This window comes from Acidovorax sp. ACV02 (genome assembly GCF_014851475.1).
GTDB lineage: Bacteria > Pseudomonadota > Gammaproteobacteria > Burkholderiales > Burkholderiaceae_C > Acidovorax > Acidovorax delafieldii.
Map to the genome: position 1 here is coordinate 25,263 of NZ_JACUZU010000004.1, position 23,486 is coordinate 48,748.

Sequence of the window (23,486 nt, forward strand, 5' to 3'; positions counted from 1 at the left end):
CGGGGCTTTTTTTTGCCCGCTCGCACCGTCCCACGGCAGGTTGCCGTCCCTGATGCCTCGGCCTCTCGCCAGGGCGACGCCCTATGATGTGGGCCCCCGCCCGCTGCCCTGCGCCGGTGGGGCTCTCCTCCTGCACCTGCCATGACCCAGCACCTCACCCCCGCCGACTACCTCAAGAAAATCCTGACTGCCCGCGTGTACGACGTGGCGGTGGAGTCGGCGCTGGAGCCCGCCAAGAACCTCAGCCGCCGCCTGCACAACAAGGTACTCCTGAAGCGCGAAGACCAGCAGCCCGTGTTCAGCTTCAAGTTGCGGGGCGCTTACAACAAGATGGCGCACCTCACGCCCGAGCAGCTGCAGCGCGGCGTGATCTGCGCCTCGGCCGGCAACCACGCCCAGGGCGTGGCCATGAGCGCCCACCGACTGGGCACGCGCGCCGTGATCGTGATGCCCACCACCACGCCGCAGCTCAAGATTGATGCCGTGAAGACGCTTGGTGGCGAGGTCGTGCTGTTTGGCGAGAGCTATTCCGACGCCTACGGCCATTCCGTCCAGCTGGAAAAGGAACAGGGCCTGACCTTCGTGCACCCGTTCGACGACCCGGACGTGATTGCCGGCCAGGGCACCATCGCCATGGAGATCCTGCGCCAGCTGCAAAGCCTGGGCAGCAACCAGCTCGATGCCGTGTTCGTAGCCATTGGCGGCGGCGGACTCATCTCGGGTGTGGCCAACTACATCAAGGCCGTGCGCCCCGAGATCAAGGTGATCGGGGTGCAGATGAACGACTCGGACGCCATGATCCAGTCGGTGCAGGCCCATGAGCGCGTGACGTTGGCCGATGTGGGCCTGTTCTCCGACGGCACGGCCGTGAAGCTGGTGGGCGAGGAAACCTTCCGCGTGGCACAGGGCCTGGTGGATGACTACATCACCGTCGATACCGACGCCGTCTGCGCCGCCATCAAGGATATCTTTGTGGACACGCGCAGCATCGTCGAGCCCGCCGGGGCACTGGCTGTCGCTGCCATCAAGCAGTACGTGGCCCAGCGCAAGACCAAGGGCGAGACCTACGCGGCCATCCTGTGCGGCGCCAACATGAACTTCGACCGGCTGCGCTTCGTGGCCGAGCGGGCCGAGGTGGGTGAAGAGCGCGAGGCGCTGCTCGCTGTCACCATTCCGGAAGAGCGCGGCAGCTTCCGCCGCTTCTGCGAGGTGGTCGGCGGCCTGCCCGGCGGCCCGCGCAACGTGACCGAATTCAACTACCGCATCAGCGACGCCGCCCGCGCCCATGTGTTCGTGGGTCTGACCACCAACGGCAAAGGCGAATCGGAAAAGATCGCCAAGAACTTCAACCGCCACGGTTTCGAGGCGCTGGACCTGACGCACGACGAGCTGGCCAAGGAACACCTGCGCCACCTGGTGGGCGGGCACTCGGCGCTGGCGCAGGACGAGCGCCTGATGCGCTTCACCTTCCCCGAGCGGCCCGGTGCGCTGCTCAAATTTTTGAGTCTGATGCAGCCAACCTGGAACATCAGCCTGTTCCACTACCGCAACCAGGGCGCGGACTATGGCCGCATCCTGGTGGGCATGCAAGTGCCGCCCGAAGACAAGGCGGCCTTCGACGCCTTCCTGGCCACGCTGGGCTACCCGTATGTGGAAGAAACGCTGAACCCGGCCTACCGCCTGTTCTTGCGGTCCAAATAATGCCCAAAATGGCTGCAAGCGCTAGTTGAATATGCCCTAGCAGCTATCAAAAAAGAAGCATCAAGCAACAACTGCACACCATGCAAGCCCTGCGCCACTACCTGCTGGCCGTGCAGTTCTTCACCCGCATCCCCGTCACTGGGCGGCTGGCGAACTGGGTGGGCTACAGCCCGGCCATGCTGCGGGCCAGCGCGGCGCACTTTCCGGGCATCGGCTGGCTGGCGGCGCTGCTGTCCACGGCCGTGTACGCCGCGCTGCACTGGGCGCTGGCGCCCAACCCGCTGGCCCCGGCCGTGGCCGCCGTGTTCTGCACCGTCGCCACGGTGCTGATGACCGGTGGTTTCCATGAAGACGGCCTGGCCGACGTCGCCGACGGCCTGGGCGGCAGCTACGACCGCGAACGCGCGCTGGACATCATGAAGGACTCGCGCATCGGCGCCTTCGGGGCCATGGCGCTGGTGCTGGCGTTGCTGGCCAAGCTCAGCCTGTTGGCGCTGCTGGGGGCGCACAGCCTGCCGGTGGCACTGGCGGCCCTGGTCGGCGCGCATGTGTTGTCGCGCTTTTGGCCCCTGCTCATCGTGCGCAGCTTGCCGCATGTGGGTGATACGGCGCGGTCCAAAAGCAAGCCGCTGGCCGACCAGATCTCCGGCCACGCACTGGTTGCGGCACTTTTATGGTGTTTTCCGCCCCTTGCGCTAGTCGGATATGCCCAGACAGCTCTCTTTTTGGTAGCACCCATTGCTCTCAGCGCGCTCTGCGCGGGCTGGATGGCGCGCTGGTTCGCCCGACGGCTGCAAGGCTTCACCGGCGACTGCCTGGGCGCCACGCAGCAGGTGAGCGAGATCGGGTTCTACCTGGGCGCGGCCATCGCACTGCGATGGCTATGACGCCCCCCCCTGCCGCCACCAGCAGCCGCCTGTGGCTGGTGCGCCATGCAGCCCCGCTGGTTCCTCCGGGCACTTGCTACGGCGCGTGGGACGTGCCGGCCGACGCGCAGGCCACCCGCGCTGCGGCAGAGCGCTTGGCAACGGCCCTGCCCCCGGGGGGGCGCGCTGCGTGCGTGGCGTATTCCACGCTACAAAGATGTGAGCTGCTGGCGCATGAATTACAAGCGCTCAGACCGGATTTGACCTTCACTCCCGACGCCCGGCTGCGCGAGATGGACTTCGGCCGCTGGGAAGGGCAGCCCTGGGACGCCATCGGCAAAAGTGCCATCGACACCTGGGTGGCCGGGTTCGCCACCCACGCACCCGGCGGGGGCGAAAGCCTGGCCCACATGCTGCACCGCGTGGCGGCAGCCCTGCAGACCGCCCAGGCGTGGCGCACTGAACAGGGCGTGAATGAGGTGGTGTGGATCACCCACGCCGGAGTGGCCCGCTGCGTGGCCTGGTTGCAGGAGCGGGGTGAGAGCGCCCTGCCCCGCTCAGAGGATTGGCCGGTGGCGGCGCCGGGCTGGGGGGAATGGGAAATCAGGGAACTGGCCTGAAGCTGTAGGCCAGCAGGTGCCTAGTTCTTAAGCGGCATGTCCAGCGTCACCGTAGCGGGTCCGCCCATGCTGGTCCCCAGTTGCGCCTGGCGGGGGCCCAGGGCCTGCAACACCAGGCCTTCGTCCACCGCAGCGCCCACGCGGAAGGGCTTGGCGGGCTTGCCGTCCACGGCAATCAGTGCCGCACCGCCGCCGCTGCTGCGCCCCGACAGCACCCCGATCAGAGTGAACCGGCTCGCGGTGGGTGCCACCGGCGCTGCCACGCCAGAGGCTGCAGGCGCAGCACCCAGCAAACGCGCCAGCGCCTGCGCGTCCATGGCCACTGGGGCGGGCGCCACTGCCGGGGCGGAGGACGCGGACGAAGGCGCCGATAGGCGCAGCCCCCAATAGACCACACTGGCGCCGGCTGCTGCCCAGAGCACCAGAGTCCCCAGGCGGACGCCCCATTTGCTGTACGTATTGGTCACCATGCGGGGATTATGATTCACGCGATTCGACCATCCGAGAGACCGCCAGCAGTGAACACTTCTTTCTCCCTCCTCGTGCGTTCCGCCCCCCGCCGCGTTGCCAAGTCCGTGGCCCGTGGTTTCACCCTCATCGAGCTGATGGTGGTTCTGGTGATCATCGGCGTGCTGGCCGCGCTGATCGTGCCCAACGTGCTCGAACGTGCCGACGATGCCCGCGTGACGGCCGCCCGCACCGACATCACCAACATCATGCAGGCGCTCAAGCTCTACCGCCTGGACAACCAGCGCTACCCCACGGCCGAGCAAGGCCTGCAGTCGCTGGTCATCAAGCCCACTGCGGGCCCCGTACCGGGCAACTGGAAGCTGTACCTGGAGAAGCTGCCCAACGACCCTTGGGGCCGCCCTTACCAATACCTCAACCCCGGCATCAAAGGCGAGATCGACGTGATGTCGTTTGGCGCCGATGGCCAGTCGGGCGGCGAAGGCAAGGACGCCGATATTGGCAGCTGGCAGTAAAGAGATGTGGTCCCCACGGTCGTGCACTGGCGTGTCACTCCCTGCTCCCCACAGCAGGCTCGCCCCGCGCTTCGCTGGTGCATGGGGCCGGGCCTTGCTTGGGGCGGCCCGGCGCTGCGGCCGTGCGCCTGGTGGATACGCCGTGACCGTTGCGACCGCCCATCGCGCAGCTTCATGAACCGCTCGCGCGGATTCACCCTCCTGGAGCTGCTGGTGGTCATCAGCATCATGGCGCTGGCCACGGCGGGCGTGGGGCTGGCGATGCGCGATGGCGGACAGACGCAGCTGGAGCGGGAAGCCGCACGGCTGGCGGCGCTGCTCGAATCCGCGCGTGCACAGTCCCGCGCAGGGGGCATCCCCGTGCGCTGGCGCGCGCTGCCGGGGGGCTTCCGTTTTGAGGGGCTGCCGCGCAGCGCGCAGGCCGCCCTGCCCAACCAGTGGCTGGACCCTGGCACCGTGGTGCGCGGGCCGGCAGTGCTGCTACTGGGCCCCGAGCCCCTGATCGGCCCGCAGCAGGTGCTGATCACCCACCAGTCCTCCCCCGACCGCACCCTGCGCATTGCCACCGACGGCGTGCGCCCGTTTTCCGTGGATGCGGTGCAGTGAGGATGCGCCGCCCTCTCATCGGCCACCGGGGTTTCACGCTGGTGGAAGTGCTGGTGGCGCTGGCCATCGTGGCCATTGCCCTCATGGCGGGACTGCAGGCCACGACGGCGCTCACGCGCAACGCCCTGCGGCAGTCCGACATCGTGCTCGCGCAGCTGTGCGCGGAGAACGAGCTGGTCAAGGCCCGGCTCTCGCGCCAGATGCCCAGTGTGGGTGACAGCAACCTGACCTGCGAGCAGGCCGGGCGCCAGCTGCAGGTGGTGACCATCGTGCGGCCCACACCCAACCCGAGTTTTCGGCGCATCGATGCGCAGGTGCTGGACGGGGACAACTCCATCCTGCGCCTCTCCACCATCATTGGAAGGTATTAATGCCCCCCCTGAGTCGCTTCGCGCCTTCCCCCCGGGAGGGGGACGCACCCGGTGGCCTGGCTGAGCCAGTTCCACGGGTGCGCTGGCCTCGCGTCGCGCCATTTTTGAAGGTCCCGCGCGGCTTCACACTCATCGAGTTGCTGGTCGCGATCAGCGTCATGGCGTTGATCGCCATCCTGAGCTGGCGCGGGCTCGATGGCATGGTGCGGGCGCAGGAGTCCACGCGCCAGCGGGCAGACGAGATGCTGGTGCTGCAGGCTGCGCTGGGGCAGTGGGGTACGGACCTGGACGCCCTGATGCCCGTTGCCAACACCACGCCGCTGGACTGGGACGGCCAGGTGCTGCGCCTCACCCGCCGCAGCAGCGCCGTGCCCGACGAGGGTGCGCTGGTGGTGGCCTGGACCCGCCGCAACAACAACCAGGGCGTGGGCCAGTGGCTGCGCTGGCAGTCGCCGCCAGTGCGCACCCGCGCCGACTGGCGGCAGGCCTGGGAGCAGGCCGCCCAGTGGGCGCGTACGCCGGGCGACGCCGAGCGGCGCTACGAGGTGACGCTGCTGCCGCTCGACAGCTGGCAGATCTTCTACTACCGGGGCGGCGCGTGGTCCAACCCGCAGTCGAGCACGGGCACCCCGTCGGGCGACAGCACCTCGGCCATTCCGGACGGCATCCGCCTGCAGATCACCCTGCCCCCGGGCCAGGCGCTGGCAGGCCAGCTGACGCGCGACTGGGTCAACCCCGTGCTGGGCGGAGGCAGATCGTGAGTACCCCCCTGAGCGGCTGCGCCGCATCCCCCCAGGGGGACGCCACCCGTGGCCTGGCAAAGCCAGCTCCACGGTGGCACTCGCTGTGGCAGCGCCCATTGCACAGGCACAGGGCGCGCGGTGCGGCGCTGCTCGCCGCCATGCTCACCGTCACGCTGGTCGCCACCTTTGCGGCGGCCGCGATGTGGCAGCAGTGGCGCGCGGTGGAGGTCGAGACGGCCGAGCGCGGCCACGTGCAGTCCACCTGGATTTTGGTCGGTGCGCTCGACTGGTCGCGGCTCATCCTGCGCGAGGATGGGCGCTCCGGCGGGGCCGACCACTTGGCCGAGCCCTGGGCCATCCCTCTGCAGGAGGCCCGGCTGTCCACCTTCCTTGCGGCCGACAAGAACGTGACCCAGGTGGACGACGCCAGCACCGACACCACCGAGGCCTTCCTGTCGGGCCAGATCACCGACCTGCAGGGCCGCCTGAACATCACCAACCTCGCGGAGGGCGGGCAGGTGCAGGCCGTGGCGCTGCGGCAGTTCACCCGATTGTTCGAGCGCCTGGGCCTTCGCGGACAACAACTGAGCACCCTGATCGACGGCCTGCGCCGGGCGCAAGCGGGTTCGGGCGCCGACAGCGGTTCCGCCCCCCTGCTGCCGCCCAGCGTGACCCAGCTGGGGTGGCTGGGCCTGACCCCGGCCACGGTGGCGGCGCTCGCCCCGCATGTGACGCTGCTGCCTGTGCGCACCCCGGTCAACCTGAACACCGCCGACATCAACGTGCTGATGGCCGCCATCGACGGGCTGGACAGCGCCACGGCGCAGAAGATCGTGCAGACGCGCGAGGCGCGGCACTTCCGCACCCTCAGCGACGTGCGCGACCTGGTGGGCGCCAGCATCGACATCAACGAAAGTGCCCACGCCGTGGCCTCTTCGTACTTTGAAGTACGGGGCCGCCTGCGGCTCGGCGATGCGATGGTGGACGAGCGCTCTTTGGTGCGCAAACAGGGCATCGACGTGACCACACTGTGGCGCGAACGCGGCGCCTTCGACCGGGAAACCACGCAACTGCTGCCCGGGGCACAGCGCTGAGGGTGTAACAACCCTCACACTGCACCCACCCGCACCGCCGCTGCGTCACGCCCGCCCCCTAAAATGGCCCGCAAAACCCGCCCATGAGCACCCTGATCCTTTTCCTGCCGCCGGCCCGCCCGGGACCCGCCTCCGAGTACGCCTACACGCTCACGGCAGACGGCCATTCCGCCCTCCAGCACGCCACCGCACCCGCTGCCCTGCTGCCCGAGCCCACCCGCCCCGGCGTCGAGGTCGTGGCCGTGGTGCCCGCACGGGCGCTGTCGTGGCAGCGCGTCACCATTCCGGCCGGTGTGCCGCTGGGTGCCGGCCAGCAGACGCCCCGGCTGCGATCCGTGCTGGAAGGCCTGCTGGAAGACCGCGTGCTGGACGATGCCAGCCAGCTGCACTTTGCGCTGCAATCCGGCGCACAAAGTCGTGCGCAGGCTGGCGAGCCGGTGTGGGTGGCCGTGTGCGACCGCGCCTGGCTGCGCGAACACCTGCAGGCGCTGGAGGCCGCAGGCCGCCGCGTGGCCCGCGTGGTGCCCGAATTTGCGCCGGGCCCCACGGGCAGCGGCCAGCCCGAGCTGTGCGCCCTGGGCACGCCCGAAGAGGCCTACGTGGTGCTGACCGGCCATGGCGCCGACCAAGGCGTGGCGGTGCTGCCGCTGACCCCTATGGCCCTGACCCTGGCACGCGCCGACTTGCAAGCCGCCGACACCGGTGAAGACCAGGCTCTCATGGTCCGCGCCGAGCCCGCCGTGGCTGCACTGGCCGAACGCACCCTGGGCCAGCAAGGCCAACGCATCGCCCTGCACACCACCAGCCAGCGCGCGCTCGATGCCGCCCGCGGCGACTGGGACCTGGCGCAGTTCGACCTGTCCAGCACCAGCAGCACCCGCGCGCTGCGCAAAGTGGGCAGCGCGCTGAGCGCGGCGCTGTATGCCCCGCAGTGGCGTGCAGCCCGCTGGGGCGCGGGCATGCTGGTGGTGGCGCACCTGGTGGGGCTCAATGCCTGGGCCTGGCAAGAACGGCAGGCGCTGACTGCCAAGCAGGCCAGCGTACGCAACACCCTGACCCAGACCTTTCCCAAAGTGCAGGTGGTGGTCGATGCGCCGGTGCAGATGGAGCGCGAACTCGCCCAGCTGCGGCAGGCCGCCGGCAGTGTCTCGGCGCGCGACTTGGAGCCCCTGCTGGCAGCGGCCGGTGCGGCCTTGCCCGATGGCCGCCTGCCCAGCAGCATCGAATACACCCCCGGAGAGCTGCGCCTGCGTGGCGTGACCCTGGCGCCCGATGAAGAATCTGTGGTGTCTGGCCGCCTGCAAGCCGCCGGGTACCGTGCCCGCGTGGACGATGGCAGCCTGTTGCTGCGCACCGAGGTGAGCCCATGACCCGATCCTCCGCCCTCCAGGACCGCTGGAAAGCCCTGGCGCCCCGCGAGCAGAACCTGGTGCTGGCCGCCGCCACGGTGGTGGCGCTGGCCCTGCTGTGGTGGGTGGCCGTCGCCCCCGCACTCGGCACCTTGCGCGCCGCGCCCGCGCGGCACGCCGCACTCGACGCCCAGCTGCAGCGCATGCAAAGCCTGCAGGCCGAGGCCCAGCAGCTGCAGGCCACACCCGCCACCAGCCCCGGCGATGCCGTGGGTGCGCTGCGCACCGCCCTCACGCAGCGCCTGGGCAACACGGCACAGCTCAACGTGGCGGGCGACCGCGCCACGGTCACGCTCAAAGGCGCATCGGCCGACGCGCTGGCCCAGTGGCTGGCCCAGGCCCGCAGCAATGCCCGCGCCACGCCGCTGGAAGCGCGGCTGACCCGCAGCGCTGCCGCTGCGCCCGCCGGCAATGCGCCCGTCACCCTGGGCAGCGCGCCCGTGGCCATGCCCCGCTGGGATGGCACCGTGGTGCTGGCCCTGCCCACCGCCCCGGCCCGCTGACCCGCGGACTGACCTGAACAATACATTCCCCCCGTGGCCCGCAACCTCCGTCCGACACGCCCTGCCCCCCGCTCCGCCCCCCGCACAGCGTGGGGCTGGGCATGGGCCGGTGCGCTGGCCGGCGTGCTGCCCGCCGTGGTGGGCTTTGCGCCTGCGCACTGGCTGGCCGGCGGCGTGGCCAGCGCCACCCAGGGGCAGGTGCTGTTGCTGCAGCCAAGGGGCACGGTGTGGACCGGATCGGCCCAACTGGTGTTGACTGGTGGCCAGGCCAGCAAAGACAGCGCCGCCCTGCCCGGCCGGGTGGACTGGCAGCTGCGCCCCACCTGGGGCGGGCTAAGCGCCCAACTGCACGCAGGCTGCTGCACGCCCGAGCCCCTGCGGGCCCAGGTGCACCTGCGCTGGGCCGGCCCGCAAATCACTGTGGCCGACGGCCAGAGCCAGTGGCCTGCGGCCTTGCTGGCGGGCCTGGGCACCCCCTGGAACACCCTGCAGCCGCAGGGACAGCTGGCACTGCAGACACGCGCGCTGACGGCGCAATGGGCTGCAGGCCGCATGGTGCTGTCGGGCGAGGCCCAGATGGATGCGCGGGCCATGTCCTCGCGCCTGTCCACCCTGCGCCCCATGGGCAGCTACCGGCTGGTGCTGCAGGGCGGCGAGGTGCCCACGCTCGCCCTCAGCACCCTCGACGGGGCCCTGCAACTGAGCGGCAGCGGCCAGTGGGTGGGCAACCGCCTGCGCTTTGCGGGCGAGGCCAGCGCCACCCCCGAGCGGGAGGCCGCACTGTCCAATCTTCTGAACATCATCGGACGGCGCAATGGCGCGCGCTCCATCATCACCGTGGGTTGAATCTATGACTTTCCTGTTTGCTCCACGCCTGCGCTTCACTCTCAAAACCATAGCAGCCAGCGCAATACTTACCTGCGCCAGTGGCCAGATTGGCGCCCAGACGGCGGTGGACACCCGCACCGGCAGCGTGCGCCCCAGCGAACCCGTCACGCTCAACTTTGCCAACGCCGAGATCGAGGCCGTGGCCCGCACCATGGCCACCATCACCGGCCGCAACGTGGTGGTGGACCCACGGGTAAAAGGCCAGCTCAACCTCGTGACCGAGCGCGCAGTGACGCCTGCCGCCGCGTTCCAGCAGTTCCTGGCCGCGCTGCGCCTGCAAGGCTTCACGGTGGTGGAGGCGGCCGGTCTGTACAAGGTGGTGCCCGAGGCAGACGCCAAGCTGCAGGGCGGCAGCGTGAGCGTGGTGCAGGGCAACGCGGGCAGCGCGCCCGGCGGCGGACAAATCGTCACGCAGATCTTCAAGCTCAACTTCGAGAACGCGGCCAATCTGGTGCCGGTGTTGCGCCCGCTCATCAGCCCCAACAACACCATCAACGTGAACCCCGGCAACAACTCGCTGGTGATCACCGACTACGCCGACAACCTGCAGCGCCTGGCGCGCATCGTGGCGGCCATGGATGTGTCCAACGCCAGCGATGTGGAGGTGATTCCGCTCAAGAACGCGATTGCCAGCGACCTGGCACCGCTGGTGTCGCGCCTGATCGACGGCGGCAGCGCCAACGGGGGCGCCGCAGCCGCGGCCGCGCCCGGCCAGGCCGACACCGCGTTCAAGACCACCCTGATTGCCGAGCCGCGCAGCAACTCGCTGATCCTGCGCGCCGCCAACCCGGCCCGCGTGGCCCAGGTGCGCGCCCTGGTGGCCCAGCTGGACCAGGCGCCTGCGCCCGGCAGCAGCGCGGCCAGCGGCAACATCCATGTGGTCTACCTCAAGAACGCCGACGCCACCAAGCTGGCCACCACCCTGCGCGCCGCCATGGCAGCCATGGGCGGCAACAATGGCGGTGCTGCCAGCAGCGGTGGCGGTGCCAGCGCGCCCGCACCCAGCACGGGGCTGAGTACCGGGGGCATGCTGTCCACCAACGGCAGCTCGTCCGGCAGCAGCAGCACCGGCGGCGGCCTGGGCTCCAGCACCAGCGCCATGGGCACCAGCAGCACCAACAACAACCAGCCCTCCACCGGCGGTCAGATCCAGGCCGACCCCACCACCAACTCGCTCATCATCACGGCGCCCGAGCCGCTGTACCGCCAGCTGCGCGACGTGATCGACAAGCTCGACGGCCGCCGCGCGCAGGTGCTGGTCGAGAGCCTGATCGTCGAGGTCTCTGCCAACAAGGTGGCCGAGTTCGGCATCCAGTGGCAGGGCATTCTGGGCAAAAACGGCGATGGCACCGTGGGCGTGATCGGCACCAACTCCGGCGCGGCCGGTGCCAACATCCTGAACGTGACAGCCGCCCTGGCCTCGGGCTCCACCACCTCCATCGCGACGGCGGCCAGTTCGCTGGGCAAGGGCCTGAACCTGGCGCTCGCACCGCGCATTAACGGCCAGTACTACCTGGGCGCGCTGGCGAACTTCCTGCAGAACAGCGGCGATGCCAACGTGCTCTCCACCCCCAACCTGATGACGCTGGACAACGAAGAGGCGCGCATCATCATCGGCAACAACGTGCCCTTCGTGACCGGCTCGTACGCCAACAGCACCGGCAGCAGCACGGTGAACCCGTTCACCACGGTGGAGCGCAAGGATGTGGGCCTGATGCTCAAGGTGCGTCCGCAGATCAGCGAGAACGGCACGGTGAAGATGGCGATCTACCAGGAGGTCTCCAAGATCGACACCGCCACGCTGAGCAACGCCAACGGCCCCACCACCAGCAAGCGCTCCATCGAGTCGAACGTGGTGGTGGACGATGGCAGCATCATCGTGATTGGCGGCCTGCTGGAAGACAGCTACTCGCAAGGCCAGGACAAGGTGCCGGTGATGGGCGACATCCCGGTGCTGGGCAACCTGTTCCGCAGCGAGAACCGCACCCGCAACAAGACCAACCTGATGGTGTTCTTGCGCCCCATTGTGGTGCGTGACAACGCCACCAGCGACGCATTGATGATGGACCGCTACGAGGCCATCCGCGCGCTGCAGCAGACCACCCAGCCCGCGCCCAGCGTGGTGATGAAGTCGGTGTCGGGCGCGCCCATCCTGCCCGCACTGCCACAACGCACAGAGCCCGGCGCAGCCACCGTGCCTGCACAGCCGCTGGCGCCGCTGCCCGCAGAGACCTCGCCACGCTGAAGGGCCGCCACGCATGCGCCACCCCCTGCCCTACGCCTTTGCCCGCACCGCCCAGCTGCTGCTGGAGGACGATGGCCACCAGCTGGTGCTGTGGCACGGCCCCAGCCCCGATGCGGGCGCGCTGTCCGAAGTGCTGCGCAAGCACCCGGTGCAGCAACTGCTTGCGCTCGATGCGCCTGCCCTGGCCCAGCGCATCAGCGCGGCCTATTCGCACAGCGAATCGAGCGCCGCCACCGTGGTGAGCGAGGTCGAGAGCGACGCCGACCTCTCGCGCATGATGCAGGAGCTGCCGGCCGTCGAGGACTTGCTGGAATCTGCCGGCGACGCACCCATCATCCGCATGCTCAACGCCCTGCTCACGCAGGCCGCGCGCGACGGCGCGAGCGATATCCACATCGAGCCCTACGAGCGCCACAGCAGCGTGCGCTTTCGTGTGGACGGCACGCTGCGCGAAGTGGTGCAGCCCAACCGCGCGCTGCACGCCGCATTGATCTCGCGCCTGAAGATCATGGCCGACCTGGACATCAGCGAAAAACGCCTGCCCCAGGACGGCCGCATCAGCCTGCGCCTGGGCACGCGCGCCATCGACGTGCGCGTCTCCACCCTGCCCAGCGCGCACGGCGAACGCGCCGTGCTGCGCCTGCTGGACAAGAGTGAAAGCAAGCTCAGCCTGGAGGCCGTGGGCATGCAGGGCGACACCCTGCGCCGCTTTGAGGGTCTGATCGGCCAGCCGCACGGCATCATCCTGGTCACCGGCCCCACGGGCTCGGGCAAGACGACCACGCTGTACGCGGCGCTGGGCCGGCTCGACGCCACGCGCAACAACATCATGACGGTGGAAGACCCCATCGAATACGAGCTTCCGGGCGTGGGCCAGACCCAGGTCAACAGCAAGATCGAGCTGACCTTTGCCAAGGCCCTGCGCGCCATCCTGCGGCAGGACCCGGACATCATCATGATTGGCGAAATCCGCGACTTCGAGACCGCGCAGATTGCCATCCAGGCCTCGCTCACGGGTCACCTGGTGCTGGCCACCCTGCACACCAACGATGCTGCCAGCGCCGTCACGCGCCTGACGGACATGGGCGTGGAGCCCTTCCTGTTGTCGTCGTCGCTGCTGGGCGTGCTGGCCCAGCGCCTGGTGCGCAAGTTCTGCAGCCACTGCCACGGCAGCGGCTGCGAGCACTGCGGCCAGACGGGCTACACCGGCCGCACGGGCGTGTTCGAGTTGCTGGTGACCACGGACGCGATCCGGGCACAGATCCACAACCAGGCCTCAGAGGCCGACATCCGCACCGCAGCGCTGGCGGGTGGCATGGCGCTGATGCGTGACGATGGCGAACGCCTGATTGCCGCCGGCATCACCAGCCGCGAAGAAGTGCTGCGGGTGACGCGGGACTGATTTGCTACGTTTTTGATAGCTTCCAGCGCATGAAGCACTAGCGCTACCAGCCAAAAACACTTCAAACTACCGGATCTGCAGCGCGGGCCGGCGCCCCACCTGGGCCATCGCAGGTGCGGCGGGCGTTGCGGGTGCCGAGGTGCTAAACGCCGGGGATGCGGTCGCGCCATCCTGCAGCTTGAACTGGCTGACCGCGCTATTGAGGTGGTGCGCCTGCTCGCGCAGCGACTCGGACGCTGCGGTGGACTCCTCCACCAGAGCCGCGTTCTGCTGGGTCATCTGGTCGAGCTGCGTGACAGACTGGCTGATCTGGCCGATGTTGTCGCTCTGCTCGGCCGACGAAGCGGTGATCTCCGCAATGATGTCGGACACGCGCCGCACGCTGCTCACAATCTCGGTCATGGTCTGGCCGGCCTGGCTCACCAGGCGCGAGCCGTCTTCAACCCGCTCCACCGACGAACCGATCAGGCCCTTGATCTCCTTGGCCGCTTCGGCGCTGCGCTGCGCCAGGTTGCGCACCTCGCTGGCCACCACCGCAAAGCCACGGCCCTGCTCACCGGCACGGGCGGCTTCCACCGCCGCGTTGAGCGCCAGGATGTTGGTTTGGAACGCAATCGAATCGATCACACCCGTGATGTCGGCGATCTTGCGCGAGCTGGTGGTGATCTGGTCCATGGTGGTCACCACCTGCGACACCACGGCGCCGCCGCGTGCGGCCACCTCGGCGGCGGACGAGGCAAAGTCGCTGGCCTGGCGCGAGGCCTGGGCGCTTTGCTGCACCGTGCTGGTCAGCACCTCCATCGACGAGGCGGTCTCTTCCAGGTTGGCCGCTGTCTGCTCGGTGCGGTGGCTCAGGTCATGGTTGCCGCTGGCGATCTCGGAGCTGGCGGTGGAGATGTTGCCCGCCGCGTCCTGCACCTGGCGCACCAGGTCACGCAATGAGTCCTGCATGCGGCCCATGGCGCCTACCAGCTGGCCCACTTCGTCCTGGTTCATGGCTGCCACATCGCGCGACAAATCGCCACTGGCAATGCGTTCGGCCAGCTCCTGGGCCTGTCCGAGGGACTTGGTGATGGAGCGCACGCTGAAGAACGTGAGCGGAATCAGCACCGCCAGCGCCAGCACCAGGCCCACACCAATCAGTGCGGCCATGGTGGAGGTGCGCGATTCGACACCCGCGCGCGCCTCGTCCATCTGCGCACGAGCCGAACCCGCCAGGCTGGAGAACAGCTTGTCGGTGGCTTCCATGTGGACCTTCAGGCGGTCGGCGTAGGCGCCGCCCCCTGCGCCGTCGAGCTGCGCGCCCTCGATCTTCTCGAAGATGGGTGAGATGCCGGTTTCGTACTGCTTGATCTCGTCGAGCGATTTGTCGATCGAGGCCACAAACTCGGCATCGCCCGACTGCACCTGCCGCACATCGGCCAGACGCTTGCGCAGGGAAGTCAGGGTTTTGGCCCAGGACTCGCGCAGGGCCGAGACCTCGACCGAGTTGTTGAAGTTGATGATGATGTCTTTTTCGGTCCGGCGCAGGTCACCCAGGGTGGTGCGCAGCTCGGACATGTCGGTCAGCGTCTGCACGCGTTCTGAAAACAGCACCTGCAGCGTGCCGCGCGTTCGGTCCAGGGCCACGTAGCCCATGGCACCAATGACGACCAGAAGGATCAGGGAAAAGACGGTTCCGAAGTAGAGACGCGTGCGGATGGAGAAGCGGCCGAGAGCATTCATGGCTCTTCCTTACATTTTTTAACAGACAGTCCAGCATAGCAAATTTGGTGCCACACACACCCCCCGCCTTCTGGGCCGGGGGTGGGCGGGACTATATGCCGGGCAAGGCGGTCCATCGCACAGGGTAAGCACGGCCCCGGGGCCCTGTTTCAGGGAATCCTCGGGGCCAGTAGCTGCGCTTATTGCGCTGCTGTCACACGGGCTTGAGCGGGATGTACAGCTCGCCCCCGCCTTTCTGGAACTCGGCCGCCTTGGTCTGCATGCCCTGGGCCAGGGCTTCAGCCTCGGCCACACCCTTCTGGGCGGCGAAGTCACGCACCTCCTGGGTGATCTTCATCGAGCAGAACTTGGGGCCACACATCGAGCAGAAATGCGCCACCTTGGCCGAGTCCTTGGGCAGGGTCTCGTCGTGGTACTCCTTGGCCGTTTCGGGGTCCAGGCCCAGGTTGAACTGGTCCTGCCAGCGGAAGTCGAAGCGCGCCTGGCTCAGCGCGTCGTCGCGCGCGCGCGCGCCGGGGTGGCCCTTGGCCACATCGGCCGCGTGGGCGGCGATCTTGTACGCAATGATCCCCTGCTTCACGTCGTCGCGGTCGGGCAGTCCCAGGTGCTCCTTGGGCGTCACGTAGCACAGCATGGCTGTGCCCATCCAGCCGATCATGGCCGCACCAATCGCGCTGGCGATGTGGTCGTAGCCGGGGGCGATGTCGATGGTCAGCGGGCCCAGGGTGTAGAACGGCGCTTCGTGGCAGGTCTTGAGCTGCTCGGTCATGTTGGCCTGGATCATGTGCATGGGCACATGGCCGGGGCCTTCGATCATGGTCTGCACGTCGTGCTTCCAGGCCACCTGGGTCAGCTCGCCCAGCGTGTGCAGCTCGGCAAATTGCGCTTCATCGTTGGCATCCGATGCGCAGCCTGGGCGCAGGCCATCGCCCAGGCTGAACGACACGTCGTAGGCCTTCATGATGTCGCAGATGTCCTCGAAGTGCTCGTACAAAAAGCTTTCGCGGTGGTGCGCCATGCACCACTTGGCCATGATGGAGCCCCCGCGCGAGACGATGCCCGTACGGCGGTTGGCCGTGAGGTGGATGTAGGCCAGACGCACACCGGCGTGGATGGTGAAGTAGTCCACGCCCTGCTCGGCCTGCTCGATCAGCGTGTCGCGGAAGATCGCCCAGGTCAGGTCCTCGGCCACGCCACCCACTTTTTCGAGCGCCTGGTAGATCGGCACCGTGCCGATGGGAACAGGGCTGTTGCGCACGATCCAGTCGCGTGTGGTGTGGATGTTCTTGCCGGTGGACAGGTCCATCACGTTGTCGGCGCCCCAGCGGATCGCCCAGACGAGCTTTTCGACTTCTTCTTCGATGCTGGAAGTGACGGCCGAATTGCCGATGTTGGCGTTGATTTTGACCAGGAAGTTGCGACCAATCGCCATCGGCTCCACCTCGGAGTGGTTGATGTTGGCGGGGATGATGGCGCGGCCCCGGGCCACTTCGTCGCGCACGAATTCAGGCGTGATGACGCGCGGGATGCTGGCGCCCATGGGGTTGCCCATCAGGCGCTTCTCACGGGCTTCATCGGCCATGTACTGCGCCATCCACTCGCGCTTGCCGTTTTCGCGGATGGCGACGTATTCCATCTCGGGGGTGAGGATGCCCTTCTTGGCGTAGTGCATCTGGGTGACGTTGGCGCCCGTCTTGGCGCGCAAGGGCTTGCGCTGCAGCGCGGCGGCTTCGGCACGCAGCTGGGCCAGGCGGGTGGCGTCTTCGCTCTTTTGTCCGTCGTCCAGCGCTACGGGCGCGCGGCCTTCGTAGTGCTCCACATCGCCACGGCCGGTGATCCAGCCGCCACGCACGCTGGCCAGGCCTTGGCGCACATCGATCACGGCGTTCGGGTCGGTGTAGGGACCCGAGGTGTCGTACACGCTGACCAGCTCTCCGTTGGTGAGCGCGATGTCACGCACGGGCACGCGCAGGTCGGTGTGCAACTGGCCGGGGATGTAGGCCTTGCGCGATGCGGGGAAGGGCTCGCGGGTGCGGGCGAGCAGCTCGGCAAACTTTTCGGGGGCAGCGAGCTGGGCGTGGGGATCGGGGGCGTTCATGGGCAGGTCTCCTGGTTCCGGTGGCGGTGGGTCTGCTCCGGAATGGACCTGTGCGCCCCTAGGGTGGCTGCGCATGGCAACACCTGAGGCAAGGCGTGCCCACAGGGAGTGCGGGCACGGGGACAAGGAGGTCGGCTCTTCTTCCGCCGGTATGAACCGGATCAAGTTCGTCGGGTTCGCAAGCTGGCCTGAATTCCTTCAGGACTCTTGCATCTCAGCGCATCAGCACACCCCGGAGCAGGCGCGAGTATAGGGCAGTGGAAAAAACGGGCCCGCAGGGCCCGCGCATCAGCCGATACATCAGGCCAGGCGGCCGATGAGGATCACTGCAAAAAAGAACACAGCGGCAATCACCGTCCACTTGAGGATGACGAGCCCCAGGCGCTTGTAGCGCGGCTGCCCGGTGCCCACGTAAAACGCGAACGACACGGCCGCCGCCAGGAGCAGCAGCATGGCCAGCCAGCGAAAGATCAACATATGGCAAGCGGGCCCTACCAGGCGCGCGCAGGTTGCGCGAAGCCGGTGGGGGCCTGGCGCTCGTCCTCGAAGGTGACCACCTCCCAGGCATCACGCTGGGCCAGCAGCTCGCGCAGCAAGAGGTTGTTCATGGCGTGGCCCGAGCGGAACGCACTGTAGGCCGCCAGCAGGGGCTTGCCAATGAGGTACAGGTCGCCCATGGCATCCAGGATCTTGTGCTTCACGAACTCGTCGTCGTAGCGCAGCCCGTCGCTGTTGAGCACCTTGTAGTCGTCCATCACGATGGCGTTGTCCAGCCCGCCGCCCAGCGCCAGGCCGTTGGAGCGCATCATCTCCACATCGCGGGTGAAGCCGAAGGTGCGGGCGCGGGCAATGTCGCGGCTGTAGTTGCCTTGCCCCAGGTCAAACTCCACACGCTGGCCGGTGGAGTCCACGGCCGGGTGGTCGAAGTCGATTTCGAAGCTGAGCTTGTAGCCGTGGTACGGCGTGAGGCGCGCCCACTTGGCGTTGGCCCCCTCACCCTCGCGCACCTCCACGGGCCGGGTGACGCGGATAAAGCGCTTGGGTGCGTTCTGCAGTTCCACCCCGGCGCTTTGCAACAGGAACACAAACGAGGCCGAAGACCCATCGAGGATGGGGACCTCTTCGGCCGTGATGTCCACGTACAGGTTGTCGATGCCCAGCCCCGCGCAGGCCGACATCAGGTGCTCCACCGTGTGCACCTTGGCATTGCCCACTGCGATGGTGGACGCCAGCCTCGTATCCGTCACCGCCTCGGCACGGATGGGAATGTCCACCGGCTGCGGCAGATCCACCCGCCGGAACACGATGCCTGTGTCCGGCTGCGCGGGCCGCAGGGTCAACTCGACCCGTTGGCCGCTGTGCAGACCCACGCCTACGGCGCGGGTCAGGGTCTTGAGGGTGCGTTGCTGGAGCATCTGCGCATTTTAGTTTCTGCGGCACCGCCCCGCACGTGCCGAGGTCTTGTCGCACCTCAAAGCGACGCGTACGTAGAGCTACCGCCGCGTTTTCACCTACTGTGCAGGCCCCATGGTTCGCCGCACAATTTGGTACACAGGGCCTTAACAACCACAACATGAACACACGACACCCGCCCCACAGGAGACTCCCATGAGCAAACTCAGTTTCAAGATGAAAGTCATGCTCATGATCGGCACCGCACTCACTGCGCTGCTGATCATGGCCATCCTGTCACTCCTCCAGGAGCGGCGACTGATCACCGAGTCCCGCAAGGACCTGCTGACCACCGCCGTCCAGTCCGCACACAGCATTGTGGTCGGTTACCAGGCCAAGGCCGCGAGCGGCGCCATGTCGGTGGAAGACGCGCAGAAGGCTGCCAAAGATGCCCTGCGCATTGCACGCTACGGCGGACCCGAGGGCAAGACCGAATATTTCTATATCTGGACCACCGAGGGCGTTGGCGTGATGCACCCCTTCAAGACCGAGTGGGACGGGCAGGACATGCTCGGCAAGGTCAAGGATGGTTCGGGCGTGGACATCATCGGCCTGCTGGTCAACGGCATGCGCAGCAGCAAGGACGGTAAGGCCTTTGTGCCCACCATGTTCGCGCGCCCCGGCCAGCAGACACCCGTGCCCAAGCTGCAGTACATCGTCAAAGTGGACGGCTGGAACTGGATGGTGGGCTCCGGGCTGTATACGGACGACGTCGATGCCATGCTGCGCCAGGCCCTGTGGTCGAGCCTTGCTCTGGTGGTGGCGGTGTTTGTGGCGGTGGGGGTGATCGGCCTGCTGGTGTCGCGCTCGGTGTTGCGCCAGATTGGAGGCGAACCCACCCACGCCATTGCCATCATGTCCGAGGTGGCCGAAGGCAACCTCGACGCCCAGATCCCAGCCGCCCCACCGGGCTCCATGCTCGACGGCCTGGCCCACATGGTGACCTCGCTGCGCAAGCTGGTGACCGAAGTGCGCTCGGCCACCGACAGCATCGCCACCGCGTCCAGCGAGATCGCCCAGGGCAACAACGACCTGGCCCACCGCACCGAAGACACGGCCAGCAACCTGCAGACCACGGCCAGCAGCATGGAGGAGCTGACCAGCACCGTGAAGCAGACGTCCGACTCCGCGCAGACCGCCAACCAGATGGCCACGTCCGCCGCCGAAGTGGCCGCACGCGGGGGCGAGGTGGTGTCGCAAGTGGTGTCCACCATGCAGGACATCAACGCCAGCAGCAAGAAGATCAGCGACATCATCGGCGTCATCGACGGGATCGCGTTCCAGACCAACATCCTGGCGCTCAACGCCGCCGTGGAGGCCGCCCGCGCAGGCGAACAGGGCCGGGGCTTTGCAGTCGTGGCGGGCGAGGTGCGCAGCCTGGCGCAGCGCAGCGCCGAGGCTGCCAAGGAGATCAAGTCGCTGATCGGCGCGTCGGTCGAAAAGGTCGAGTCCGGCACCGCCCTGGTGGGCAATGCGGGCGCCACCATGACAGAGATCGTGGCCAGCGTGCAGCGCGTGACCGACATCATTGGCGAGATCCGTGCGGCCACATCGGAGCAGAGCCAAGGCATCGCGCAGGTCAACACGGCCATGAACCAGCTGGACCAGATGACCCAGCAGAACTCGGCGCTGGTGGAAGAATCCACGGCCGCCGCCGACAGCCTGCGCGAGCAAGCCATGAAGCTCACCCAGGTGGTGGCGCTGTTCCGCGTGAACGGTAGCACCTCCGCTCCCGCCCCGGCCAACCGCCCCGCAGCCGCGCCCCGCCCCGCCGTGGCCCCTGCCGTGCGTGCGGCAGCCCCCCGCCCGGCCCTGTCCAAGGCGCCAGCAGCCCCTCGTGCTGCTGCGCCTTCACCCGCGCCAGCGGCGGCATTGCCCCCCAAGGCAAGCAGCCCCAAGCCTGCGGCTGACAATAACGATGACTGGGAATCTTTCTGACCACTGAGAGGCCTGGGGCGACCCGGGCCTGAAAGCCTGCGGACGTTCGCCCAGACAAAAAGCCCTGCCAGCTTGCGCCGGCAGGGCTTTTTGTCTTGCAGCCCCCGGGAGGGGGCCGCAGGGTGCGATCAGCGCGATTGTCAGTCCGCTTGCTTGCGCAGGAAGGCGGGGATTTCCAGGTCATCCATACCGCCGGACGACAGGGCATCCACGCGGGCTGCGGCCTGCGTGCGGTTGGTACGCCACACGCTGGGTACCGACATGCTGCCATAGTCGGCCTGCGCACTGCCCGTGTGGCCGCCTTGCACGCCCACGGCACCACCCAGCGTACCCACACCGGCGACAGGCATCTGGTAGGCCATGTTATCCGTACCAGTGCGCAGGCCACCCTGCACCACCGAGATGGGCTGACGGCGCGCATTGGCACGCGACAGACCCGTGGCCACCACGGTCACGCGGATCTCGTCACCCAGGCTTTCGTCATAGGCAGCGCCGAAGATCACGTGCGCGTCGGTCGATGCGTAGGCGTTGATGGTGTTCATGGCCTGGCGTGACTCGGACAGCTTGAGGCTGCCCTTGCTGGCCGTGACCAGCACCAGCACACCCTTGGCGCCCGACAGGTCGATGCCTTCGAGCAGCGGGCAGGCGATGGCCTGCTCGGCTGCGATGCGTGCGCGGTCTGGGCCGCTGGCCGTGGCCGTGCCCATCATGGCTTTGCCGGGCTCGCCCATCACGGTGCGCACGTCTTCAAAGTCCACGTTCACCTGGCCGTATTCGTTGATGATTTCAGCGATGCCGCCCACGGCGTTCTTGAGCACGTCGTTGGCGTGGGCAAAGGCTTCGTCCTGGGTGATGTCGTCGCCCAGCACGTCCAGCAGCTTTTCGTTGAGCACCACGATCAGCGAGTCCACGTTGGCTTCCAGTTCGGCCAGGCCATCGTCTGCATTCTTCATGCGGCGACCGCCTTCCCAGTCGAAGGGCTTGGTGACCACGCCCACCGTCAGGATGCCCATCTCCTTGGCCACGCGCGCGATCACGGGCGCAGCGCCCGTGCCCGTGCCGCCGCCCATGCCCGCCGTGATGAACAGCATGTGGGCGCCAGAGATGGCTTCACGGATATCGGCCACCGCCGCCTCGGCCGCATCGCGGGCCTTCTCGGGCTTGCCCCCAGCACCCAGCCCACTGTTGCCCAGCTGGATGACGCGGTGCGCCGAGCTGCGCGTGAGCGCCTGTGCATCGGTGTTGGCGCTGACAAACTCCACGCCCTGCACGCTGCGGGCAATCATGTGCTCGACGGCATTGCTGCCGCCACCGCCCACACCGATCACCTTGATCTGGGTGCCCTGGTTGAATTCTTCGGCTTCGATCATTTCGATGGTCATCTTGGAGCTCCTGGTTCTAAATTCGTATGCAATTGCCAATTGAGAGATGGGATCATTTTTCTTGTAGTGCGTGGCGGTCCTGTACATCGCCATCGCTCGCGCGGTATCTGGTGAGGGCTTCCACGCGCTAGCCACAGGGGGTATTTCATGGTCAGAAATTCCCCACGATGAAATCTTTGAAGCGCCCGAATGCGGTCTTCATGGACCCACTCTTCTGAGCCACCTTGAAGCCGCGCAGACGTGCCAGGCGCGCTTCTTCAAGCAGCCCCATCACGGTGGCTGCACGGGGCTGGGCCACCATGTCAGCCAGGGCGCTGGAATACTTCGGTATGCCGCGCCGCACGGGCTTGAGGAAGATGTCCTCGCCCAGTTCGATCATTCCCGGCATGACCGAGCTGCCGCCCGTGAGCACGATGCCCGACGACAGCACTTCTTCGTAGCCCGACTCGCGCACCACCTGCTGCACGAGCGAGAAGATTTCTTCGACACGCGGCTCGATCACACCGGCCAGCGCCTGCTTGCTCAGCATGCGCGGGCTGCGGTCGCCCAGGCCGGGCACTTCCACCTGCGCCTCGGGGTCGGCCAACAGTTGCTTGGCGTAGCCGCTTTCCACCTTGATGTCCTCTGCGTCCTTGGTCGGCGTGCGCAGTGCCATGGCGATGTCGCTGGTGATGAGGTCGCCCGCAATCGGAATCACCGCGGTGTGGCGGATCGCGCCGCCAGTGAAGATGGCGACATCGGTCGTGCCCGCGCCGATGTCCACCACCACCACGCCCAGCTCGCGCTCGTCGTCGGTCAGCACCGCCTGGCTGCTGGCCAGCGGATTGAGCATGAGCTGCTCCACTTCCAGGCCGCAGCGGCGCACACACTTGATGATGTTCTCGGCCGCGCTCTGCGCGCCGGTCACGATGTGGATCTTGGCCTCCAGGCGGATGCCGCTCATGCCGATGGGCTCCTTCACATCCTGCCCGTCGATCACGAATTCCTGCGGCTCCACCAGCAACAGGCGCTGGTCGCTGCTGATGTTGATGGCCTTGGCCGTCTCCACCACGCGGGCCACGTCGGCCGAAGTGACTTCCTTGTCCTTCACCGCCACCATGCCGCTGGAGTTGAGACCGCGAATGTGGCTGCCCGTGATGCCGGTGTAGACGCGCTGGATCTTGCAGTCCGCCATCAGCTCGGCCTCTTTCAGCGCCTGCTGGATGCTCTGCACGGTGGCATCGATGTTGACCACCACCCCACGCTTGAGACCATTGCTTGGGGCCACGCCCAAGCCTGCGAGCTTGAGCTCGCCATTGGGCAGAACCTCGGCCACCACAGCCATGACCTTGGCGGTGCCAATGTCCAGCCCCACGACGACGTCTTTGTATTCTCTTGCCATATCAGTCTCTGCCCTTCTCGGTTCTGTCCCGCTGTCCCACCAACCCCTCGCACCGCCCTCTCGGGGCCCGCAGAGTGCT

21 protein-coding genes and 1 riboswitch are annotated in these 23,486 nt (G+C 67.6%); of the genes, 14 read left to right on the forward strand and 7 right to left on the reverse strand.

Features of this window, described 5'->3' with window-relative positions; genetic code table 11:
• Nucleotides 1–141 precede the first annotated feature (141 nt).
• The 3 genes from ilvA to IB236_RS10650 all read left to right on the forward strand — a co-directional run bounded on the left by ilvA (nucleotide 142) and on the right by IB236_RS10650 (nucleotide 3,187).
• Complete coding sequence (gene ilvA, locus IB236_RS10640; protein WP_015012579.1) at nucleotides 142–1,701, forward strand: threonine ammonia-lyase, biosynthetic; 1,560 nt, start codon at nucleotides 142–144, stop codon at nucleotides 1,699–1,701.
• A gap of 80 nt (nucleotides 1,702–1,781) precedes the next feature.
• The gene (gene cobS, locus IB236_RS10645) at nucleotides 1,782–2,588 is read left to right on the forward strand and encodes an adenosylcobinamide-GDP ribazoletransferase (RefSeq protein ID WP_192420649.1); all 807 of its coding nucleotides are present in this window, start codon (nucleotides 1,782–1,784) and stop codon (nucleotides 2,586–2,588) included.
• Entirely contained in the window at nucleotides 2,585–3,187 is a 603-nt protein-coding gene (locus IB236_RS10650) for a histidine phosphatase family protein (protein WP_192420651.1), read from the forward strand. The genes cobS and IB236_RS10650 overlap by 4 nt, the downstream gene beginning before the upstream one ends.
• Nucleotides 3,188–3,207: 20 nt before the next feature.
• Here the strand turns inward: IB236_RS10650 and IB236_RS10655 are convergent, their stop codons facing one another.
• The gene (locus tag IB236_RS10655; protein WP_056059159.1) at nucleotides 3,208–3,657 is read right to left on the reverse strand and encodes a type II secretion system protein N; all 450 of its coding nucleotides are present in this window, start codon (nucleotides 3,655–3,657) and stop codon (nucleotides 3,208–3,210) included.
• A 72-nt stretch (nucleotides 3,658–3,729) separates the two neighbouring features.
• On the opposite strand from IB236_RS10655, the gene gspG reads away from it, so the two are divergent.
• The 10 genes from gspG (at nucleotide 3,730) to IB236_RS10705 (ending at nucleotide 13,431) form a co-directional block, all read left to right on the forward strand.
• Nucleotides 3,730–4,170: a type II secretion system major pseudopilin GspG gene (gspG, locus tag IB236_RS10660; protein WP_099731210.1), complete on the forward strand. Its 441-nt coding sequence runs from the start codon at nucleotides 3,730–3,732 to the stop codon at nucleotides 4,168–4,170.
• A 174-nt stretch (nucleotides 4,171–4,344) separates the two neighbouring features.
• Nucleotides 4,345–4,776, forward strand: a complete 432-nt coding sequence (locus tag IB236_RS10665; RefSeq protein WP_056059165.1) for a prepilin-type N-terminal cleavage/methylation domain-containing protein — start codon at nucleotides 4,345–4,347, stop codon at nucleotides 4,774–4,776.
• Nucleotides 4,777–4,778: 2 nt separating this feature from the next.
• Nucleotides 4,779–5,147 (forward strand): type II secretion system minor pseudopilin GspI, encoded by a 369-nt coding sequence (gene gspI / locus IB236_RS10670; protein ID WP_056059169.1) that lies wholly within the window; start codon nucleotides 4,779–4,781, stop codon nucleotides 5,145–5,147.
• Between the two features lie 104 nt (nucleotides 5,148–5,251).
• Nucleotides 5,252–5,908 carry a type II secretion system protein J gene (locus IB236_RS10675; protein WP_225581096.1) on the forward strand — a complete coding sequence of 219 codons (657 nt, stop codon included), beginning with the start codon at nucleotides 5,252–5,254 and terminating at the stop codon, nucleotides 5,906–5,908.
• Nucleotides 5,909–6,006: 98 nt separating this feature from the next.
• Nucleotides 6,007–6,984, forward strand: coding sequence for a type II secretion system minor pseudopilin GspK (gspK, locus tag IB236_RS10680; RefSeq protein ID WP_192421033.1), 978 nt, complete (start codon nucleotides 6,007–6,009; stop codon nucleotides 6,982–6,984).
• Between the two features lie 83 nt (nucleotides 6,985–7,067).
• Nucleotides 7,068–8,354, forward strand: a complete 1,287-nt coding sequence (gene gspL / locus IB236_RS10685) for a type II secretion system protein GspL (protein WP_192420655.1) — start codon at nucleotides 7,068–7,070, stop codon at nucleotides 8,352–8,354.
• Nucleotides 8,351–8,896, forward strand: a complete 546-nt coding sequence (gene gspM / locus IB236_RS10690; protein WP_056745254.1) for a type II secretion system protein GspM — start codon at nucleotides 8,351–8,353, stop codon at nucleotides 8,894–8,896. Before gspL ends, gspM begins: the two co-directional genes overlap by 4 nt.
• Nucleotides 8,897–8,929: 33 nt before the next feature.
• The gene (gspN, locus tag IB236_RS10695; protein ID WP_192420663.1) at nucleotides 8,930–9,742 is read left to right on the forward strand and encodes a type II secretion system protein N; all 813 of its coding nucleotides are present in this window, start codon (nucleotides 8,930–8,932) and stop codon (nucleotides 9,740–9,742) included.
• A 4-nt stretch (nucleotides 9,743–9,746) separates the two neighbouring features.
• Nucleotides 9,747–12,029, forward strand: coding sequence for a type II secretion system secretin GspD (gspD, locus tag IB236_RS10700; protein ID WP_056745257.1), 2,283 nt, complete (start codon nucleotides 9,747–9,749; stop codon nucleotides 12,027–12,029).
• Nucleotides 12,030–12,042: 13 nt separating this feature from the next.
• Nucleotides 12,043–13,431: a GspE/PulE family protein gene (locus IB236_RS10705; protein WP_121941984.1), complete on the forward strand. Its 1,389-nt coding sequence runs from the start codon at nucleotides 12,043–12,045 to the stop codon at nucleotides 13,429–13,431.
• A gap of 66 nt (nucleotides 13,432–13,497) precedes the next feature.
• Here the strand turns inward: IB236_RS10705 and IB236_RS10710 are convergent, their stop codons facing one another.
• The 4 genes from IB236_RS10710 to lpxC all read right to left on the reverse strand — a co-directional run bounded on the left by IB236_RS10710 (nucleotide 13,498) and on the right by lpxC (nucleotide 18,669).
• A complete protein-coding gene (locus tag IB236_RS10710) occupies nucleotides 13,498–15,156 on the reverse strand; it encodes a methyl-accepting chemotaxis protein (protein WP_056059188.1) in 1,659 nt (552 codons plus the stop codon).
• Nucleotides 15,157–15,349: 193 nt separating this feature from the next.
• The gene (gene thiC, locus IB236_RS10715) at nucleotides 15,350–17,254 is read right to left on the reverse strand and encodes a phosphomethylpyrimidine synthase ThiC (protein ID WP_225581097.1); all 1,905 of its coding nucleotides are present in this window, start codon (nucleotides 17,252–17,254) and stop codon (nucleotides 15,350–15,352) included.
• Nucleotides 17,255–17,375: 121 nt separating this feature from the next.
• Nucleotides 17,376–17,499: riboswitch (TPP riboswitch) on the reverse strand.
• A 55-nt stretch (nucleotides 17,500–17,554) separates the two neighbouring features.
• Nucleotides 17,555–17,731, reverse strand: coding sequence for a hypothetical protein (locus IB236_RS10720; protein WP_192420665.1), 177 nt, complete (start codon nucleotides 17,729–17,731; stop codon nucleotides 17,555–17,557).
• Nucleotides 17,732–17,745: 14 nt separating this feature from the next.
• The gene (gene lpxC / locus IB236_RS10725; protein WP_015012562.1) at nucleotides 17,746–18,669 is read right to left on the reverse strand and encodes a UDP-3-O-acyl-N-acetylglucosamine deacetylase; all 924 of its coding nucleotides are present in this window, start codon (nucleotides 18,667–18,669) and stop codon (nucleotides 17,746–17,748) included.
• Nucleotides 18,670–18,862: 193 nt separating this feature from the next.
• Between lpxC and IB236_RS10730 the strand changes: the two genes are divergently transcribed.
• Nucleotides 18,863–20,644 carry a methyl-accepting chemotaxis protein gene (locus IB236_RS10730; protein ID WP_192420667.1) on the forward strand — a complete coding sequence of 594 codons (1,782 nt, stop codon included), beginning with the start codon at nucleotides 18,863–18,865 and terminating at the stop codon, nucleotides 20,642–20,644.
• A gap of 140 nt (nucleotides 20,645–20,784) precedes the next feature.
• Here the strand turns inward: IB236_RS10730 and ftsZ are convergent, their stop codons facing one another.
• Both ftsZ and ftsA read right to left on the reverse strand, forming a co-directional pair.
• On the reverse strand, nucleotides 20,785–22,026 hold the full coding sequence (gene ftsZ, locus IB236_RS10735) for a cell division protein FtsZ (RefSeq protein ID WP_056059196.1): 1,242 nt from the start codon (nucleotides 22,024–22,026) through the stop codon (nucleotides 20,785–20,787).
• 151 nt (nucleotides 22,027–22,177) lie between these two features.
• A complete protein-coding gene (gene ftsA / locus IB236_RS10740; protein ID WP_015012559.1) occupies nucleotides 22,178–23,407 on the reverse strand; it encodes a cell division protein FtsA in 1,230 nt (409 codons plus the stop codon).
• Nucleotides 23,408–23,486 lie beyond the last annotated feature (79 nt).

Bases quoted from the DNA above. Each gene is read 5' to 3' on its own strand.
- gspM (WP_056745254.1), top strand. From the start codon at position 8,351: ATGACCCGATCCTCCGCCCTCCAGGACCGCTGGAAAGCCCTGGCGCCC.
- cobS (WP_192420649.1), top strand. From the start codon at position 1,782: ATGCAAGCCCTGCGCCACTACCTGCTGGCCGTGCAGTTCTTCACCCGC.
- IB236_RS10665 (WP_056059165.1), top strand. From the start codon at position 4,345: ATGAACCGCTCGCGCGGATTCACCCTCCTGGAGCTGCTGGTGGTCATC.
- gspI (WP_056059169.1), top strand. From the start codon at position 4,779: ATGCGCCGCCCTCTCATCGGCCACCGGGGTTTCACGCTGGTGGAAGTG.
- thiC (WP_225581097.1), bottom strand. From the start codon at position 17,254: ATGAACGCCCCCGATCCCCACGCCCAGCTCGCTGCCCCCGAAAAGTTT.
- IB236_RS10710 (WP_056059188.1), bottom strand. From the start codon at position 15,156: ATGAATGCTCTCGGCCGCTTCTCCATCCGCACGCGTCTCTACTTCGGA.
- ftsZ (WP_056059196.1), bottom strand. From the start codon at position 22,026: ATGACCATCGAAATGATCGAAGCCGAAGAATTCAACCAGGGCACCCAG.
- IB236_RS10730 (WP_192420667.1), top strand. From the start codon at position 18,863: ATGAGCAAACTCAGTTTCAAGATGAAAGTCATGCTCATGATCGGCACC.
- gspD (WP_056745257.1), top strand. From the start codon at position 9,747: ATGACTTTCCTGTTTGCTCCACGCCTGCGCTTCACTCTCAAAACCATA.
- ilvA (WP_015012579.1), top strand. From the start codon at position 142: ATGACCCAGCACCTCACCCCCGCCGACTACCTCAAGAAAATCCTGACT.
- gspL (WP_192420655.1), top strand. From the start codon at position 7,068: ATGAGCACCCTGATCCTTTTCCTGCCGCCGGCCCGCCCGGGACCCGCC.
- IB236_RS10705 (WP_121941984.1), top strand. From the start codon at position 12,043: ATGCGCCACCCCCTGCCCTACGCCTTTGCCCGCACCGCCCAGCTGCTG.
- ftsA (WP_015012559.1), bottom strand. From the start codon at position 23,407: ATGGCAAGAGAATACAAAGACGTCGTCGTGGGGCTGGACATTGGCACC.
- IB236_RS10650 (WP_192420651.1), top strand. From the start codon at position 2,585: ATGACGCCCCCCCCTGCCGCCACCAGCAGCCGCCTGTGGCTGGTGCGC.
- lpxC (WP_015012562.1), bottom strand. From the start codon at position 18,669: ATGCTCCAGCAACGCACCCTCAAGACCCTGACCCGCGCCGTAGGCGTG.
- IB236_RS10655 (WP_056059159.1), bottom strand. From the start codon at position 3,657: ATGGTGACCAATACGTACAGCAAATGGGGCGTCCGCCTGGGGACTCTG.
- IB236_RS10720 (WP_192420665.1), bottom strand. From the start codon at position 17,731: ATGTTGATCTTTCGCTGGCTGGCCATGCTGCTGCTCCTGGCGGCGGCC.